Consider the following 16,842-nt stretch of genomic DNA (forward strand, 5'->3'; position numbering starts at 1 on the left):
TTAGGTTTTTTTCTTTTTTTTAAAGCAAAAATATCAAGAGACTGTTTAACTAAAAATAAGGAATAGTATGGAGGAAAAATGGTATGAAATTGAAAAAGATGGTTGTTGGTATGGCGTTATTGTCAATGGTTTTAGTTGGGTGTAGCAATGGAACCGCCGAAGAAGAAAAAAAGGCTGATGCGAAAGAAAAAGAGAGTTCAGAAGTAGTGGTTTACCTTGCCCGTCATGGTAAAACAATGTTGAATACAGTGGACCGTTCCCAAGGTTGGATCGATGCCCCATTAACACCAGCTGGGGTTGAAGTAGCAGAACAATTAGGTAAAGGTCTATCTGAGGTTAAATTTGACAAGGTTGTGACGAGTGACAGTGGACGGGCAATTGAGACGGCTGAATTAGTCTTGAAAAATAACGGTCAAGAAAAGCTAACAAAAGAAATGACGAAAGATAAACGTTTAAGAGAATACAACTTTGGTACGTACGAAGGCTTAATGAATGAAGAAATGCTGACAGCTGTTGCCAAAGAACAAGGTAAAACATATGAAGAGTACAACGAATGGATGAAAGAAGTCGGCTTCTATAAAGGAATCATCGAATTCGCTGACGTATTATCTGACTTAGATAAGAAAAATGTTGAAGAAGGCGTGAACTGGCCAGCAGAAGACAGCAAAACTATTGTTGCTCGTTTAACATCCGGTTTGGATGATATTGTCAAAGATGCTGAAAAAGAAGGCGCCAATAATGTCTTAGTCGTTTCTCATGGCATGAGCATTATTACGTTATTAGGTGAATTAGATGCAAACGCAGACTTACCAGATGGTGGCTTAAAAAATGCCAGTGTCTCAAAAGTGACATATAAAGATGGTAAATATACGATCGATAGCGTAAATGATCTTTCTTATGTAGAAAAAGGTAAAGAAAGTAAATAAAGCTATTTTATTTTACTATTTGTAAATATAATAATTCTTTTCTTTCGTTTAGAAGTGCGCTAAAATGAAGTGATAACACTTTAAAAGAGAACGATACGATGAAGGAGAGTTTAAGCTAAATGGAAAATTTACCAAGTTGCCCTGAATGTGGCTCAACATACACTTACGAGGATCGCGGCATGATGATTTGTCCAGAATGCGGACATGAATGGTCAGTAACCGATGCGGCTGAAGATACAGCGGCTGTGATCAAAGATTCAAATGGTAATGTGTTAGCTGATGGTGATAATGTGACAGTGATCAAAGATTTAAAAGTCAAAGGGGCAAGTGGTGCGATCAAACAAGGAACGAAGGTTAAAGGGATTCGTTTAGTACTTGATGCAGCAGATGGTCATAATATCGATTGTAAAGTTGAAGGCTTTGGCCCGATGAAGTTGAAATCTGAGTTTGTGAAGAAGAATTAAAGAGCCCTTGATTTAGTTGGCTCAATTCTAATGATGATGAAAATAAAAGTATCTAAGAGAAAGCGTCAATAGCTATCTCTTAGATACTTTTTATATTGCTTTTTAATGCAAAAATAGTCGAATATTGGTGTTACAGACAAGATAAACGCAGTTTCTTTACACTATTTAATTATTATCCGAAAAAAACTTCTCCATTAGTTTGGCAATTTCTTCTGGTTTTAATCGATTTTCTTGATCTATCCAGTGAGAAACGACATTCCAGAAACCTCCAGCTTTAAAAGCCGAGACAAAAGTAAGCTCAACGGGATTAGTCGTTTGAATGCTCAATCGATCGTAAAGAATGGGCGCATAGTAGTTGTATTTTTCTAATAGATAACTAAATAAATTATTTCTTTTAAGTATTTTCAGAAAATCAATATGCTCCTCTAAAAAATTAAAATGTAATTGGACAATTTTTGATTCAGTTAAATCGGGAGTAGTCAATATTAAAGGAATGTAATTATCCATCATTTGTTGAATTTTATAATCCAACACATCTTCTTTAGACGTGAAGTGACGATAAAAGGTCCGACGATGTAGATCAGATTTTTCAGCGATTTGCTGGACGGTAATAGTCTGAATATTTTGTTCTGCCATCAATGCTAATAGAGAATCTACAATCCATTGTTTTGATTCCTGCACTTGTTTTCTGTTTTTTTTCATAGAGAATTTCCTACTTTCTATTTAAACTGTCACAATTAGTACTTGGTTGTAGCACTTGGGTGGATAGTATTGTATTGATTATCAATAAGTCATATTATAGTCTAAATGGCACATTAGTGGCAATTAAATTAGGAGGTTTTTAGACAATGGCTAAAACAGCGATTTTACTAACTGAGTTTCAAAAGAATTGGACAGATAAAGGAGTATTCCATCAGTTAATTAAAAGAGAGTACCATCGAAAAAACGTGTTGATACATACTAAGGAATTACTTGCTGTTGCAAGGGAGAATCAAAATGTAATTATTCATGCACCACTAATTATCGATAAAACAGATAAGTATCGATACCCAAAAACACCTTTTCCAGCTAGATTGTTTAGACAGTTAGCGAAAGGGACGTGGAAAGCTGAATTTACGGATGGAATATATGCTGAAGGTGACATTGTAGCGACTGGTAGGAGCGGATACGATTGCTGTGTAGATAGTAATCTTGTACAGTTACTAAAAGAAAATAAAATAAAAAATGTTGTCCTATGTGGCTTTACCACGGAAAATTGTGTTAAAGAGACAATGATCGAGCTCCAAATTCAAGGCTTTAACTGTGTTATTGCTACAGACTGTACTGCTGCACTTACTGCTGCGAGTCAACAAAAAGTAGAAAAGCAACTTCAAAGCTCATCTAACGAGCTGTTATATTCATTCTTGAAAGAGAATGGAAAAGACTTGGAATGAGAATATTGATTTATGGAGCAGGTGCAGTGGGGTCTATAATTGCGGGAAAATTGTTTGAAGCAGGAACGAATGTAACCTTGTTGGCAAGAAATGAACGTTACAAACAATTAAGTGAAAACGGCTTGCAACTTGAAAATATTTTGACTTATGAAAAAAATATTTACCGAGTCAAAATAATTGATGTGCTAGAATCAGAAGATCAGTATGACTATATTATTGTTTGTGCTAAATATCAGCAAGTGGATTCAATTTTACCTAGCTTGAAGAAGAATAACTCAACAACTATTGTATTTGCAGTAAATACGCCCGATGGTTATGATAAGTGGGCTAAAATCGTCGGCTCTGAGCGAGTCATGTTAGGTTTTCCAGCTCTGGCAGGGGAATTGACCCAGGACAAAGTCAGGTATTTTGTGAGCTCGGGCGTCCAACGACTATTTCAGTCAACAACCTTTGCAGAATTAAACGGTTCTACTAATAGTAAAAGATTAAAAGCATTGATTAGACTCTTTAAACGAGCTGGATTCGCCCCAGTCATAACAAAGGACATGGATGCTTGGCAAAAGACGCATATTGCAGTCATTGTAGGTATTTCCAATGCAATCAATAATTTTAATGGAGATAATTATGCATTGGCAAATTCGAAAGAATCATTACAAAAATTAGTCTTAGAAACAAGAAAAATGATGCGGCTGATTCAAAAAAATAAAATTGCTATAGTACCAAGCAGATTGAAGTTTTATTATTTACCAATGCCGATCCTAACATCGATATTCAAGTCTTCATTAGGATCAAAAATTGGGGAGTATGGTATGGCTAAGTATGCTGTAAATGGAAAAGAAGAAATTAGACAGCTAGAGTTAGCTTTTTACCAGCAAATGAAATAATCTAAAAGCTAATATTTGAAAGATGGGAGAGTCTTCAAGGAGATTTTCCCGTCCTTCATTTTATGTAGCGGTGATTTTGAATGTTAGTAACTTTTAATCAAGCAAAGTTACTTTATGTACCTTCTCATTTCGTTTAAGGCTAAAGTGAATCTGTAAAAGAGGATACGAGCTAACATATCCTCTTTTACAGAGACATTCAAGACGGTAACTAGACTAGATTATTTTATTAAGAATAACCCTTGCCTAGCTAAAACTGACGGTTATTTTTATCTTTAAGCAATTTCACTGCACTAGAAACTACTGATTTTCATACCTCGTCCAACCCCACCAATTTGGAACTAACTCATCAAGTGTAATCGTTTCTCGTGTCTGATAATCAACCATAATTTCCGTATCTTTATTTTTAGGAGAAAACTGCAGTAATAGTTCCCTGCAACCACCGCAAGGCATTCCACCCAGTCCTTCAGGCGCTTCACTACGAAAGGTTATGATGCGCTTTATAACTGTTTGACCGCTATTCATATACATATTTAAGGCTGCAGTGCGTTCAGCACATAGATCCATAACGCCACAACAGCTTTCAATGCAAAAGCCAGTATAAATTTCACCAGTTTCACTTTCTAATGCACAAACAACATGATGTGCATAAATAAAAGGTGTAACTTCTGTGGGATGATATTCTTTTTTTGCTTTTTCAAATAAGGTTTCCCAGATATCCATGATTTCACTCCGTTCAGTTATTGATATCATTTATTATAACAAGATTATATGTCAAAGAATATCTGTCTAGTTGGAACCATCCCGAAATGATCGTACTCGCTTCACACCCCGCCAAAGATTAATGATAGCTAAAACACCACCTAAAATAAGCGGTAGCCACAATAAATTTGGAGAATAGTTCAAATTAGTTAGTTGCTCAGTAGAATGGCTATCTTCCAAAGTCCACAAACCTTGCAACACCTGAAAACTAAACGCCATCATAAAGGTTGCAATCAGCAAAAGAACGAATCCAATATAATGCAGTTTGCTTTTTTTCCTAATAATAGCAAATACAACATATAAAAAAAGTAGAAAGATAGGAACGCCAAAAGCAAAGTATGGATTTAACATAGAAAAGCCTCCGTATGTAAAAATTGAATAACATAATTAGTTAGAAGTACGATTGATTATTGCTCTGTAACTCAATCATACTGCAATTTTTCCAATTTGCAAAATATATTTTTTGTTAAAGCTATAGTTGTTAGAAATGACAAAGTGTTTATTTTCTACTAAACTAAAGAAGAAGGAGTGATTTCTAGATGTCAGCATATGCCGAACCAATCAAAACTGCGATAATTGTTTTTCCCTTTTTAGCATTTGCAATTTCATTTGTGCTTGTTATTCGTGAATACCGGAAATATGGAACATTTTTATTCAGAAGAGCACTGATACTTTATTCATTTGTTTTCTATTTATTATGCGCATATTTTTTAATTATTTTACCTTTGCCGCCTCGAGCTGAAGTGGCACAATATACTAGTCAGTATTTGGAATTGCGGCCTTTTTATTTTGTCAGTAGATTTTTACAGGATACAGTATTGAATATTCATGATCCAAGTACGTTTATTCCAGCTTTAAAACAAGGCGTCGTGTTAGAGCCTGTATTCAATGTCTTGTTGCTCGTGCCATTTGGAGTGTATTTACGTTATTATTACAAATTTTCATTAAAAAAAGTGGTACTTGCCAGTTTTCTTTTGTCCTTGTTTTTTGAATTAACACAGTTGAGTGGGTTGTATTTTATTTACCCTAGACCGTATCGTTTAGCAGATGTAAATGATTTGATCAATAATACGTTTGGTGGAATTGTTGGTTATACGATTACACCAATGTTGACCTTTTTATTTCCAACTAGAGATGAATTGGATGAAGAAGCTTATGAAAAAGGACAGTCAGTTAGCTTATTCAGGCGCTTTGTGGCTTTTTTGATTGATTGGTTTGTGATTTCAATCGTTCAAACAATTGTGATATTTCTTCTGGATTTTATTCCAGAGTATAAGCAATGGTTTGCTGGTTATCCTGCATTAGAAAGTCAAGTCTGGTTTTTCGTTATGGTATTCATAGTGTTTATGTTGCTACCCAAACTTACGAATGGAGAAACGATCGGCAAGCAAGTCGTGCGGATTCAAGTTGTGGAAGAAGGGCATCAAAAAATTCGTTTTAGAGCGTTATTTATCCGATATGGCTATTTGTATTTTGTTTATGGTTTGATCAGTTCTTACATGACAAGTTCCGCCGATTTATTGAACTCAAATAATCGGATGTTACAACTCGTGAGTCTGATGTTGTTTCTATTTTGTTCATTTTTGTTACTCCTGTTTTTCATTAATGTTTTGTATGTATTGGTCAGAAAAAAACGGCGGCTGTTTTATGAAAAAGCGAGTCACACCTACACGATCAGTACGATAAAAGAGAAGAAAAATGCAGAAAATCAATAAGGATTTGTGGTTTTTGTGGTATAATGCATGAGGACTTACACAACAAGTTTGAAAGAGGTGAGGTAAATGAGTTCATTTAAACAATTTCAGTTCAACGATTTTATCATGGAAGCACTGACAGATAAAGGGTTTGAACAACCAACAGAAGTACAAGAAAAATTGATCCCTGTGATTAAAAAAGGCAAAAGTGTCATCGGTCAATCCCAAACCGGAAGTGGCAAGACCCATACATTTTTATTACCATTGATGAATAAAGTAAATCCTCAATTGGATGAAGTACAGATTCTGATCACGGCACCGAGTCGTGAACTAGCAAATCAAATTTATCAAGAAGCGCTTCAAATCGCAAAATTCAGTCAGCCAGAAATGCGTGTGACGAATTTTGTCGGTGGAACGGACAAGCAACGTCAAATTGCTAAATTAAAACATCAGCAACCTCATGTGGTTATCGGAACACCAGGTCGGATTTTAGATTTGATGAACGAGCAAGCATTAAAAGCACATACAGCTTTTGCTTTTGTCGTGGATGAAGCAGATATGACGTTAGATATGGGCTTTTTAGAAGAAGTCGATCAAATTGCTGGACGCTTGCCAGATAAATTACAAATGTTAGTTTTTTCAGCAACAATACCGGAAAAATTAAAACCGTTCCTAAAAAAATATATGGAAAATCCGATCATTGAACACATCAAACCTAAAAATATTATCTCTGAAACCATTGATAATTGGTTGATTTCAACAAAAGGAAAAGATAAAAATCGTCTAATTTACCAACTATTGACGATAGGTCATCCGTACCTAGTCATTGTATTTGCTAATACAAAACAACGGGTAGATGAAATTACCGAGTACTTAAAAGATCAAGGTTTGAAAGTGGCGAAAATCCATGGCGATATTTCTCCGAGAGAACGCAAACGTGTAATGAGACAAGTGCAAGATCTTGAATTTCAATATGTGGTGGCAACTGATTTAGCTGCACGAGGAATCGATATTGAAGGGGTTTCTCATGTGATTAATGCGGAAGTCCCAAGTGATTTAGACTTTTTTATCCATCGTGTTGGTAGAACTGGAAGAAATGGCTTGGACGGAACTGCGATTACACTTTATTCGCCTGCAGATGAAGAAGCGATTTCTGAAGTGGAACAATTAGGAATTAAGTTTCATCCTAAGGAAATCAAAAATGGTGAAATGATCGATACGTATGATCGTAACCGCCGAACAAAACGTGAGAAGTCAAAAGATGCATTGGAAGATCCGACGTTGATTGGTTTGGTGAAAAAGAAAAAGAAAAAAATCAAACCAGGTTATAAAAAGAAAATTGAATGGGCAATTTCAGCTAGCAATAAGCAAAAACGTAAAGTTGAACGCCGTCAACAAACTCGGACAGCTAAAAAATCTAAAAAAAATAGCTATAAATAATCGTAAGGATTTTTAGACTGGATAGACAAGAATCGACTGTCAAGCGATGGTTTTATATCAATAATATATTGGTGTAAAATTATCGTTTTTTTCTATATCATAAAAAAACACTTAGTCTAAATTGTTTGATAAATAACTCCTAGCGTATTGTTATTTTTAGCTATTGAAAAAATAAAGCGGATACATTATACTGGTTTAATAGATATCTATTAAACTGATCAATGAAGCTCAGTATTATTCAACGGTGAATTTTTGAACATTAATTGTAAATGGGAGGAAATTTATTTTGAAAAAAACAATCTTTTTTATCGTTACAACAATAATGCTTGGCTCATTATCAGCATGTAGTACAAATTCAAAAGAAGCAACAAAGGAATCCGACAACTCTGTCACTAAAGTGTCGTCAAACAAAGAAACAGATCATTCCGTTTTAGAAACAAACAGTTGGTTTGATAAAAATTATCAAGCAATAAATAACTTAATCAAAGAAAATGGAGTCAACAGTAAAGGTTACGATGTAAAGAATAAGCCGTATGCTGTTTTTGATTGGGATAATACAACGATTTTTAATGACATAGGTGAAGCAACTTTTATGTATCAAATTGAGAATCTACAATTTAAAATGACTCCAGAAGAATTAGAAAAAGCATTAAAGATGAACATTCCAAAAGATAATTTCAAGGATGAATGGAACAATTCAGATGGAAATGCTGTGAACATTGACAAAGTTACAAGTGATATTGTCAATGACTACAAAATAATAGATCAATCATACGATGGAATGAATGGACAGAAAAAACTTGCTGAGATAAAGGACACAGAAGAATATAAAGATTTTTCAACGAAAATCCGATATTTGTATGATGCAATAGGGGATACGTTTAGTTCAGATATTAGTTATCCATGGGTGACTTATCTATTCACTGGTATGACGGCAGATGAAGTACAAGAGTTGACTCGTGAAGCAATTGACTATTCACTTAATTTACCCATAGAAATGGTTACTCTAAAAAGTCCAGAATCATTAAAGAGCGAAGCAGGGCAAGTTGAAGTCAACGTGCAAAGAGGCATTCGAACAATTCCTGAAATGCAAAATTTATACAAAATCTTAATGGAAAATGGGATCGAGGTCTATGTCTGTTCCGCTTCGTACATTGATGTCATTATTCCTTTTGCTACCGAAGAAAAGTATGGTTATGAAGTGCCAACAGATCACATCTACGCTATGAGACTGGTAAAAGAGAAGGATGTTATTCAAACTAAATTTGATACGGCTTATAATCAAACTCAAGGCGACGGCAAAACAAAAACAATCAAAAAATATATTGCTGAAAAGCATAACAATAATGGACCAATTTTAGTTGCAGGGGATAGTGCAGGAGATGTGGCAATGTTGACAGATTTTGATGATATGGAGTTAGGGCTGATCTTTAATCGAAATAAATCAGGAGATATAGGCGAACTATACAAAAAAGCCACAGATAAGGAAAGTACAAATCCAAATTATTTGCTTCAAGGACGTGATGAGAATACTGGGAAGCTTATTCCAGAACAAGCGAGTATTCTTTTTGGTAAGGAAAAAGCTACATTGTATTAAAAATCTAACGAATAAACTTTATTTAAAGGAGTCCGAGCGTTATCTCAAGGACTCTTTTAAATTTTTTATCATTTCCACACAAAGAATTCCATCCTCAAAATATTCTTTTGAGTTGATTGTGTAATTTAATGAAGCATAAAACTCTGAAGCGATTTTTTCTGCTGACAGAACACTAAAGGAATAACCAGCGTTTAGTGCTTTTTCTTCTAATAGTGAAAGAAGTTTTTTCCCGATTCCTTGGTCACGAAAGTCTTTTCGAACACAAAAACGATCTGGTTGAATCGTTTGATTATCTTTCGCTTGATAACGAATCGTTGCAACAGCTAGTGATTGGTCATAAACAACAAAATAATTTCGCTCTGGTGTATCTAATTCATCAAATTCATCTTGTAATGAAATGCCTTGTTCTAAAACAAAAACATCATAACGTAACGCAAATGCTGCCGCTTGATGCCAGCGTTCGCAGCCAAAGTGAGTGTGCATATAAGTCCTCCAGATAATTTTCTTAGTGAAAGATTCATTCAATGGTATACTTAATCATAACAGATAGTTTTGATGTCATCTAGCAACACCTGCTAGCTCTGCTTTTAAAATACGAGGAGGGTTTAACTTGGACCTATTTGAACAAATTGAGTGGGCAAATTGGAAGAACTTAAAAGATGCTGAAAAAGAAGTACTTTTACAGCAACTATTGATGTATTTTGTTCCGCCAACAATAGAAGTTAATACAATTGAATTAGTGAATTTTGAACTGTATGGGATTAAATGCCGCACCTTTGAATTGGAATTAGACGGTGAATTATTTGTTTTTATTCCAGGTAATAACGAAGCAATCCTTGGCTGGGATTTAGGTGCAGAAGGCTTAAGAGCTCATGAACTGTTGGGATTTGATGCAGAGCATTTAGCAAAGAATACATTTAAAACCACGTTGACGAATGAAGCAATTGATTCTGTCTCCGAGTGGAATGAAGAAGAAGCAAGCCATGATTTGACTTCTTTAGAAGGCATTTCAGAGTACATAAATGAGCATACGACAGAGTTAAGAAAAGTTGAAATTCCTGCAATGTTTGTTCAAAAATATGCTTTACCAGCTGGAACAGAATTTTTAGGAATCTTTGATACAGTCACAGGAACTTTTGAAGGAGAAATCGAGCAATTTTTTCCCCATGAAAAGCAGATTTGTGAAAAATTATTTCCACGGTTATCAGCTGCTGAAAGTCTTAGTTGGTCGTTTCCAAAAACACTTTTGGAGAAAGGCAAATTTTATTTAGAGTTTTTACCTGAGTCTGATTATTATTTTGTTTATAGCCATTCAGATTGTACTCATGATGAACTAAAATTATCGCTTAAGCGAGAGGGTTTTAGTTTATTATCCGAAGACCAATGGGAATTTGCTGTAGGTGCAGGAACGAGACGGTTATTTCGCTGGGGCAATGAACTACTCATTCAGGAAAATGAATCTGGTCGCCATATCAAAAGTAAAATGGACGGAGCGAATATGTTTGGCTTAGTGATTGATACACAAAAAGATCGTTATGAATTGACATCTGATCCGACCTCTATAAAGTTGACTCAAAAAGGAGCGAATCAAAGTAGCTTGATTGAAGAGATGCTGCCGTTGTCGACTTATTTTCGTTCCAATCATGTTATTTTACCTGAACAAAAATTAGGTCCAACCGACTATTTGTATCGAAAAGCGATTCTAATTGAAAATTAAACAGAAAACATTGACTTTTTTTCAATGTTTCCTTATAATTTGTAGGGAAACTAAAGGATATGATTCATTCTCTAGTGTTTACAGAAAGTTCTTCATCGCTGAAAGAAGAATAGCACGGAAATGTAATTGCTCCCTTTACATAAAATTTGGTAGAAATACCAACGAGACTCTGCGTTATGGAGATTAAGAGGTAATGATAAACATCATTGCAATCAAGGTGGTACCGCGAGCATTCGTCCTTGACTGCAATGATGTTTTTGCGCGTTTTATACTAGTTTGGCAGAACAGTATAAAACGAGAAGGATGAAATCATTAGCTAGAGAAAGGAGTAGTTCGTTGAAAGTATTTTTCATTTTTGGTCCTCAGGCTGTTGGAAAAATGACTATTGGAGAAATTATTGCAGATAAATTAAAGCTTCCATTACTTCATAATCATATGACTTTGGAGTTACTTCAACCGTTATTTGGCTGGACTCCTGCGACTTTCAGTCTTTCAAGAGAATTTCGTGAAGCGATCTTTAGTAAAATTGCAAAAGAGTCAATTGGGAATGGTTTAGTCTTTACTTTTGTTTTGGGGTTTGATTTAAAAGAGGACATTGAAGAATTTAATCAATATAAGGCAATTTTTGCTGATAAAGGAATCGACATTTATTTTATCGAACTAGAAGCTGAACTAGAAGAACGAGTGTACAGAAACAAAACAGAATATCGTTTGAGTAAAAAAGCGTCAAAGCAGAATGTCGCTCATTCGGAAAAAGAACTTTTATTAGCTAATGAACAGCATCGATTGAACTCGTTTCCAGGTGAAATTGATGAAAAATATTATTATCGACTAGATGTTACAAAACTGACAGCCCAACAAGCGGCTAATCAAATTTTAGAACAGTTTGAATTAGAATAACTTTTTGTTTTATAAAATACCCATCACTTATTTTAGAAAGTAGGAATCGAACAATGAAACAATTATCAAGTAGTCAAGTTCGTCAAATGTATTTAGACTTTTTCAAATCAAAAGGGCACTCTGTGGAGCCAAGTGCTTCTTTAGTACCAGTCAATGATCCAACCTTATTATGGATCAACTCAGGTGTTGCGACATTGAAGAAATATTTTGATGGCTCAGTCGTTCCAGAAAATCCAAGAATCACAAATGCGCAAAAATCGATTCGTACCAATGATATCGAAAATGTTGGGAAAACAGCGCGTCACCATACTATGTTTGAAATGTTAGGAAACTTTTCAATTGGTGATTATTTTAAAAATGAAGCGATCCACTGGGCGTGGGAATTTTTAACGTCTCCTGAATGGATGGCCTTTGATCCTGAAAAATTATATGTAACAGTTTATCCAAAAGATACAGAAGCAAAACGTATTTGGCATGAAGAAGTTGGTTTATCAATGGATCATATCATCGATATCGAAGATAATTTCTGGGATATTGGTGCAGGTCCTTGTGGTCCGGATTCTGAAATTTTCTATGATCGCGGTGAGTCATTTAACGATGTAGCCGAAGATGATCCAGAAAATTATCCTGGTGGCGAAAATGAACGTTATTTAGAGATTTGGAACTTAGTATTCTCTGAGTTTAACCACCAAGCGGATGATACGTATGAGCCATTACCACATAAAAATATTGATACGGGCATGGGCTTAGAACGTATGGTTTCCATCGTTCAAAATGCACCGACGAACTTTGAAACAGATTTATTTATGCCGATCATTCATGCTGTAGAAAAATTAAGTGGACAAGTCACCTATGGTCAATCACCGCAAACAGATATTTCATTTAAAGTCATTGCAGATCATATCCGTGCATTGTCATTTGCAATCGGTGACGGTGCGTTACCTTCAAATGAAGGCCGCGGTTACGTGTTGCGTCGTTTATTACGTCGTGCGGTTATGCATGGGAAAAAACTAGGCATCAACGAAGCTTTCTTATACAAACTAGTTCCAGTAGTTGGAGACGTGATGGTTAGCTATTATCCAGAAGTCCTACAACAAAAAGAATTTATCGAAAAAGTAGTCCGTACGGAAGAAGAACGTTTCCATGAAACGATCAATGAAGGTCTAGATATTTTAAATGAATTGATCACAAAAGTGAAAGCGGCAAACGAAGCGACCTTGAATGGGAAAGAGATCTTCAAATTATATGATACGTATGGTTTCCCAGTTGAATTAACAGAAGAAGTCGCAGAAGATTCTGGCTTGAAAGTTGATCATGCTGGCTTTGAAAAAGAAATGGAAGCCCAAAGAGAACGTGCTCGTTCAGCTCGAAGTAAAGCCACGTCAATGGGTGTTCAATCTGCTGTTTTGACGGATATTAAAGTTGAAAGTACCTTTGTCGGCTATAGTAACCTAGAAGCGACAAGCAAGCTTTTGATCATTTTAAAAGATGAAGAAATCCTTAGCAAACTGTCAGAAGGGACAGCACAATTGATTTTTGCTGAAACACCTTTCTATGCAGAAATGGGTGGACAAGTTGCCGATCATGGGACGATCAAAGATGAAAAAGGTACGATCGTAGCCCACGTAGAAAACGTCTTAAAAGCACCAAACGGCCAATTTTTACACACGGTTCAAGTGACAGGGAAATTAGTTGAAGGGGCAATATATGAATTACAGGTCGATGAAAAAATGCGTAATCGTATCTTGAAAAATCATACAGCGACGCATTTACTACACCGTGCGTTGAAAGATATTTTAGGTGATCACGCCAATCAAGCAGGTTCATTAGTTGCTCCAGGACACTTACGTTTCGACTTTACTCACTTTGGTCAAGTCACACCAGAAGAATTAGTTCAAATGGAAGCAATCGTCAATGAAAAAATCTGGGAAGCTATTCCAGTTGAAACAGTCGAGACAGATATTGATACAGCAAAAAATATGGGCGCTATGGCTTTATTTGGCGAAAAATATGGAAAAGAAGTCCGAGTTGTCAATATCGGTGGTTATTCTATCGAACTTTGTGGTGGAACCCATGTAACAAATACAGAGGATATCGGTATTTTTAAAATCGTTTCTGAATCAGGGATCGGGGCAGGCGTACGCCGAATCGAAGCTGTAACGAGTAAAGAAGCGTATGAGTTAATGAATGAAGAAGAAAAACAATTAAAAACAATTGCAGGAATTGTTAAATCCCCTCGATTGAAAGAAGTTGTCTCAAAAACAGAACAATTACAACAACAATTACGTGATTTACAAAAAGAAAATGAACAACTTGCTGGAAAATTAGCAAACCAACAAGCAGGAGACATTTTCAAAGATATTAAAGAAATCAATGGTACGACATACATTGCGGCACAAGTAAATGTAAAAGATATGAACCAATTACGTCAATTGGCCGATCAATGGAAACAAAAAGAATTGTCAGATGTTTTAGTTTTAGCGACAGCGCAAGAGGACAAAGTTAGCTTGTTAGCAGCGATGTCTAAAGCAGCCAATGAAAAAGGGCTAAAAGCGGGTGACTTAATCAAAACAATCGCACCAAAAGTAGGCGGTGGCGGTGGTGGCCGTCCAGATATGGCACAAGCTGGCGGTAAAAATCCAGCTGGCATCACTGATGCGTTGAATGAAGTAGGAAACTGGTTGGCAAACTAATACCAAAAACAGACAAAACCGTGAGTAATGGTTTTGTCTGTTTTTTTCTTTTTTCAATTCAGAGGCCTATTTCTTTCATTTTTTTCATTTTGTTGTTAGATTTAAGAAAGAGAGTTACTCATATTTATTTAATAATGAATCGTTGCTAAAGTTTATAAGTGATAGAAAGTCTCTATTTTTAGAAGTGATCCGAGTTCATTCATTCTAATGAGAGCTTGAAATCCGTTATAGTTTCAGAAAGTTTAGTCTATTTTCTTTTGTAAAATTCAGAAAGAAAAAATAATTTTCTGTAACTTTTTTGTTTATCGTGAAAAAAATATTATCTTTCTCATTCGTACGTAAGTAAAAAAAGGCTAAATAGTTTATTTTAAGAGAGTGAGGCTAGACCGATGTCTAATGAGAAAAGCCAGATAGAACTATTTCAAACGGGAGAAAATTTCTATAGTCAACGTTATTTTGGTTCTCATCAGGTCATTCACGGAGAGCAAGAAGGTTATACGTTTCGAGTATGGGCGCCAAATGCGCAGGAAGTTTGGCTAGTTGGTGATTTTAATAATTGGGATCGTTCTTTACCTATGGAAAAAGAAGAGCAATTTGGCGTCTGGAAAATTTTCACTCAACGGGCAAAAGAGGGCGATTTTTATAAGTATTTAGTAAAGCAAATAGAGGGTAGAGAGTTGTATAAAATCGATCCGTTTGCGGTGAGTTTTGAGAAACGTCCTAATGTTGCAGCTATGGTTCAAACGATACCTGAAAAAAAATGGCGTGATGATGATTGGCAAAATCAAAATAAGCGCTCTAATCATTTTAAGCGACCTTTAACTATTTATGAAGTCCATGCAAGTTCTTGGCAATGTGAAGCGGATGGAACACCTTATACATTTAAAAAATTAAAAGATACACTGATTCCATATGTGAAAAAAATGGGATTTTCTCATATTGAGTTTATGCCCTTGATGGAGCATCCTTTAGGCGAGTCTTGGGGGTATCAGTTGATTGGTTATTTTGCACTAAGCTTGTATTATGGAACAGCTGCTGAGTTTCAAGAGTTTGTGGAAACATGCCATTTAAATGATATTGGTGTTATAGTTGATTGGGTGCCAGGACATTTTTGTATTAATGATGATGCGCTGGCTTATTATGACGGAACGCCACAATTTGAATATACTGATCCAATTCAGGCGAAGAATATTCGTTGGGGCTCACTTAATTTTGATTTAAGCAAACCGCAAGTTCAGAGCTTTTTGATTTCCAGTGCTTTATATTGGATTGAAACCTTTCATATCGACGGTATTCGTGTGGATGCTGTTTCAAATATGATTTATCTTGATTATGACGAGGGACCTGTACTTTTTGATCAGGAAGGAGGCAATCGTAATTGGGCTGGTTTTTACTTTTTACAGAAACTAAATGCTGTGATCAAACGAACGCATCCAGAGGTGATCATGATTGCCGAAGAAAGTTCATCAGAAACTAAAATAACTGGAACAGTCGAAAGTGGTGCCTTAGGCTTTGATTACAAATGGAACTTAGGCTGGATGAACGATACGCTGCGTTTTTATGCAATGGATGCTGTGTTTCGGAAATATAATTTTCACCTATTGACCTTTTCGTTTATGTATATGATGAATGAGAATTATATCTTGCCCCTATCTCACGATGAAGTGGTTCACGGAAAGAGAAGTTTGCTGCATAAAATGTGGGGCGATCGATATAAGCAATTTTCTCAGCTTCGGAATTTATACGTCTATTTGATGACCCATCCTGGTAAAAAGCTTCTGTTCATGGGGAGTGAATGGGGTCAATTTTTAGAGTGGAAGTCAAATGAAAGCTTGGAATGGATCGATCTTGATGATGAGATGAATCGGAGCATGCAGTATTTTACAAAGACGCTTAATCACTTTTATAAGATGGAAAAAGCGTTGTGGGAATTAGATCATAGTTCTGAAACAATTGAAATGATCGACGCCGATAATAACGAAGAAACCGTATTAAGTTTTATTCGGAAAGGGAAGGAAAAAAAAGATTTTTTGATCATTATCTTGAATTTTTCACCAATAGAAAGGCAAAATTTTACAGTTGGTGTGCCATTCCAGGGAACGTATGAAGAAGTACTGAATACTGAGATGAAAGAATTTGGTGGTACCTGGATCGAACCTAATCAAATAAGTCAAACACGCAAAGAGCCTTTTAAACAATTTGATTATCAAATTCAGACCATTGTCCCAGCTCTCGGGGCGATCATTTTAAAGCCAAAAGTCATTAATACGCGAATAAAAAGAATAAAAAACCAATTTTCGGAAAAAATTAGATAGTAAAATCCTAATACTGAAAA

At 35.5% G+C, this 16,842-nt stretch carries 15 protein-coding genes; 11 read left to right on the forward strand and 4 right to left on the reverse strand.

Annotated features, from left to right (window positions below):
* The first annotated feature begins 83 nt into the window (after positions 1-83).
* A complete protein-coding gene (locus tag RV15_RS01385) occupies positions 84-926 on the forward strand; it encodes a histidine phosphatase family protein (protein WP_071876275.1) in 843 nt (280 codons plus the stop codon).
* Positions 927-1,045: 119 nt separating this feature from the next.
* Positions 1,046-1,390: a zinc ribbon domain-containing protein YjdM gene (locus tag RV15_RS01390; RefSeq protein ID WP_071876276.1), complete on the forward strand. Its 345-nt coding sequence runs from the start codon at positions 1,046-1,048 to the stop codon at positions 1,388-1,390.
* 165 nt (positions 1,391-1,555) lie between these two features.
* Here the strand turns inward: RV15_RS01390 and RV15_RS01395 are convergent, their stop codons facing one another.
* Positions 1,556-2,092: a TetR/AcrR family transcriptional regulator gene (locus RV15_RS01395; protein WP_071876277.1), complete on the reverse strand. Its 537-nt coding sequence runs from the start codon at positions 2,090-2,092 to the stop codon at positions 1,556-1,558.
* A 146-nt stretch (positions 2,093-2,238) separates the two neighbouring features.
* Between RV15_RS01395 and RV15_RS01400 the strand changes: the two genes are divergently transcribed.
* Together RV15_RS01400 and RV15_RS01405 are read left to right on the forward strand one after the other, a co-directional pair.
* Positions 2,239-2,823: a cysteine hydrolase family protein gene (locus RV15_RS01400; RefSeq protein ID WP_071876278.1), complete on the forward strand. Its 585-nt coding sequence runs from the start codon at positions 2,239-2,241 to the stop codon at positions 2,821-2,823.
* Positions 2,820-3,707, forward strand: coding sequence for a ketopantoate reductase family protein (locus RV15_RS01405; protein WP_071876279.1), 888 nt, complete (start codon positions 2,820-2,822; stop codon positions 3,705-3,707). The genes RV15_RS01400 and RV15_RS01405 overlap by 4 nt, the downstream gene beginning before the upstream one ends.
* A 297-nt stretch (positions 3,708-4,004) precedes the next feature.
* Here RV15_RS01405 and RV15_RS01410 read toward each other — a convergent pair whose 3' ends face one another.
* Positions 4,005-4,427, reverse strand: coding sequence for a cytidine deaminase family protein (locus tag RV15_RS01410; RefSeq protein ID WP_071876280.1), 423 nt, complete (start codon positions 4,425-4,427; stop codon positions 4,005-4,007).
* Between the two features lie 66 nt (positions 4,428-4,493).
* Positions 4,494-4,817, reverse strand: coding sequence for a hypothetical protein (locus tag RV15_RS01415; protein WP_071876281.1), 324 nt, complete (start codon positions 4,815-4,817; stop codon positions 4,494-4,496).
* 188 nt (positions 4,818-5,005) lie between these two features.
* Here RV15_RS01415 and RV15_RS01420 point away from each other — a divergent pair, with 188 nt between their 5' ends.
* The 3 genes from RV15_RS01420 (at position 5,006) to RV15_RS01430 (ending at position 9,197) form a co-directional block, all read left to right on the forward strand.
* Positions 5,006-6,181, forward strand: a complete 1,176-nt coding sequence (locus RV15_RS01420) for a VanZ family protein (protein WP_071876282.1) — start codon at positions 5,006-5,008, stop codon at positions 6,179-6,181.
* A 66-nt stretch (positions 6,182-6,247) separates the two neighbouring features.
* A complete protein-coding gene (locus tag RV15_RS01425) occupies positions 6,248-7,600 on the forward strand; it encodes a DEAD/DEAH box helicase (protein ID WP_071876283.1) in 1,353 nt (450 codons plus the stop codon).
* Positions 7,601-7,922: 322 nt separating this feature from the next.
* Complete coding sequence (locus RV15_RS01430) at positions 7,923-9,197, forward strand: HAD family hydrolase (protein ID WP_071876457.1); 1,275 nt, start codon at positions 7,923-7,925, stop codon at positions 9,195-9,197.
* A 39-nt stretch (positions 9,198-9,236) separates the two neighbouring features.
* Here the strand turns inward: RV15_RS01430 and RV15_RS01435 are convergent, their stop codons facing one another.
* Positions 9,237-9,680: a GNAT family N-acetyltransferase gene (locus RV15_RS01435; protein WP_071876284.1), complete on the reverse strand. Its 444-nt coding sequence runs from the start codon at positions 9,678-9,680 to the stop codon at positions 9,237-9,239.
* Between the two features lie 127 nt (positions 9,681-9,807).
* Here RV15_RS01435 and RV15_RS01440 point away from each other — a divergent pair, with 127 nt between their 5' ends.
* The 4 genes from RV15_RS01440 (at position 9,808) to glgB (ending at position 16,822) form a co-directional block, all read left to right on the forward strand.
* Positions 9,808-10,914, forward strand: coding sequence for a DUF7278 family profilin-like fold-containing protein (locus RV15_RS01440; protein WP_071876285.1), 1,107 nt, complete (start codon positions 9,808-9,810; stop codon positions 10,912-10,914).
* A gap of 336 nt (positions 10,915-11,250) precedes the next feature.
* Positions 11,251-11,814, forward strand: a complete 564-nt coding sequence (locus RV15_RS01445) for a hypothetical protein (protein ID WP_071876286.1) — start codon at positions 11,251-11,253, stop codon at positions 11,812-11,814.
* 53 nt (positions 11,815-11,867) lie between these two features.
* Entirely contained in the window at positions 11,868-14,507 is a 2,640-nt protein-coding gene (gene alaS, locus RV15_RS01450) for an alanine--tRNA ligase (protein ID WP_071876287.1), read from the forward strand.
* Positions 14,508-14,896: 389 nt separating this feature from the next.
* Complete coding sequence (gene glgB / locus RV15_RS01455; RefSeq protein ID WP_071876288.1) at positions 14,897-16,822, forward strand: 1,4-alpha-glucan branching protein GlgB; 1,926 nt, start codon at positions 14,897-14,899, stop codon at positions 16,820-16,822.
* Positions 16,823-16,842: the final 20 nt, after the last annotated feature.

The organism is Enterococcus silesiacus, assembly GCF_001886225.1.
In the GTDB taxonomy this organism is placed as follows: Bacteria; Bacillota; Bacilli; order Lactobacillales; family Enterococcaceae; genus Enterococcus_L; species Enterococcus_L silesiacus.

What these genes read in the sequence shown, in the direction of transcription:
- RV15_RS01385 (WP_071876275.1), top strand. Translation starts at nt 84, where the DNA reads ATGAAATTGAAAAAGATGGTTGTTGGTATGGCGTTATTGTCAATGGTT.
- RV15_RS01390 (WP_071876276.1), top strand. Translation starts at nt 1,046, where the DNA reads ATGGAAAATTTACCAAGTTGCCCTGAATGTGGCTCAACATACACTTAC.
- RV15_RS01395 (WP_071876277.1), bottom strand. Translation starts at nt 2,092, where the DNA reads ATGAAAAAAAACAGAAAACAAGTGCAGGAATCAAAACAATGGATTGTA.
- RV15_RS01400 (WP_071876278.1), top strand. Translation starts at nt 2,239, where the DNA reads ATGGCTAAAACAGCGATTTTACTAACTGAGTTTCAAAAGAATTGGACA.
- RV15_RS01405 (WP_071876279.1), top strand. Translation starts at nt 2,820, where the DNA reads ATGAGAATATTGATTTATGGAGCAGGTGCAGTGGGGTCTATAATTGCG.
- RV15_RS01410 (WP_071876280.1), bottom strand. Translation starts at nt 4,427, where the DNA reads ATGGATATCTGGGAAACCTTATTTGAAAAAGCAAAAAAAGAATATCAT.
- RV15_RS01415 (WP_071876281.1), bottom strand. Translation starts at nt 4,817, where the DNA reads ATGTTAAATCCATACTTTGCTTTTGGCGTTCCTATCTTTCTACTTTTT.
- RV15_RS01420 (WP_071876282.1), top strand. Translation starts at nt 5,006, where the DNA reads ATGTCAGCATATGCCGAACCAATCAAAACTGCGATAATTGTTTTTCCC.
- RV15_RS01425 (WP_071876283.1), top strand. Translation starts at nt 6,248, where the DNA reads ATGAGTTCATTTAAACAATTTCAGTTCAACGATTTTATCATGGAAGCA.
- RV15_RS01430 (WP_071876457.1), top strand. Translation starts at nt 7,923, where the DNA reads ATGCTTGGCTCATTATCAGCATGTAGTACAAATTCAAAAGAAGCAACA.
- RV15_RS01435 (WP_071876284.1), bottom strand. Translation starts at nt 9,680, where the DNA reads ATGCACACTCACTTTGGCTGCGAACGCTGGCATCAAGCGGCAGCATTT.
- alaS (WP_071876287.1), top strand. Translation starts at nt 11,868, where the DNA reads ATGAAACAATTATCAAGTAGTCAAGTTCGTCAAATGTATTTAGACTTT.
- glgB (WP_071876288.1), top strand. Translation starts at nt 14,897, where the DNA reads ATGTCTAATGAGAAAAGCCAGATAGAACTATTTCAAACGGGAGAAAAT.